The organism is Methylobacterium bullatum, assembly GCF_014845095.1.
Lineage (GTDB): Bacteria > Pseudomonadota > Alphaproteobacteria > Rhizobiales > Beijerinckiaceae > Methylobacterium > Methylobacterium bullatum.
In genome coordinates this window covers 1-696 of record NZ_NKUG01000294.1, presented here as the reverse complement: position 1 = coordinate 696, position 696 = coordinate 1, and the positions used below count along the sequence as shown (strand labels likewise).

At 68.2% G+C, this 696-nt stretch carries 1 protein-coding gene and 1 pseudogene; both read right to left on the bottom strand.

Annotated elements, in window-relative coordinates; translation table 11 throughout:
* A partial coding sequence (locus MBTS_RS23230; RefSeq protein WP_192216599.1) for an ATP-binding cassette domain-containing protein occupies positions 1–217 on the bottom strand: 217 nt, incomplete at its 3' end.
* A gap of 137 nt (positions 218–354) precedes the next feature.
* A pseudogene (locus MBTS_RS23225) lies at positions 355–696 on the bottom strand (patatin-like phospholipase family protein); the annotation flags it as partial.

Genomic DNA, 696 nt, shown 5'->3' with positions numbered 1-696 from the left:
GCTCCTGATCGACGGAGGCGACGCGGGCATTCTTCGGCAGGAGGATCTCGCCGCTATCGGGCTGGAACTCGCCGAGGATGATCTTGAACAAGGTCGACTTGCCGACGCCGTTGCGGCCGACGAGCCCGACCTTCGATCCGGGCGGGACGGCCACGCTCGCGCGGTCGAAGAAGCGCCGGCCCCAGGCGCTGAAAGTGAGGTCTTCGATCTGGATCATGGGTCAGCGGCCAAACGCAGGGGAGATGCGGGCCGATGGCCACACGGGAGGATGACCCTCCTCCTATCGCAGTGCAGCAACGAGCGCGAGGGCGGGCGGCGCAGGGCACCACCCCACCGGGGGATGGTGCCGGCCTCTCAGTTCCGCGCGACCCCGGCGGCGATCGCCTTCACCAGGGGAGCCGTGGGCACGCTCTTGCGCCAGAAGGTTCCGGCCCGGCCGGTCTCACGCCCGCTCTCGTAGAGCTGGCGCATGTAGGCGGTGTCGAAGCCTTTCGCCGTCGTGGTGTTGGGCGCGGACTCGTCGATATAGGTCAGGTTGAAGCCCATGCCGTTGCCGCGCGTGAAGGCGTAGGTGGCGGCCAACGTCGCGCGGCTGCGCGCCCGGCTCGCGGTGGTGAACGAGCGCTCGACGATGGACAGGGTGTTGTTCTGCGCCACGTCGAATTCCGGCTCCAGCCGCCCGTTGATGTTGCTGTA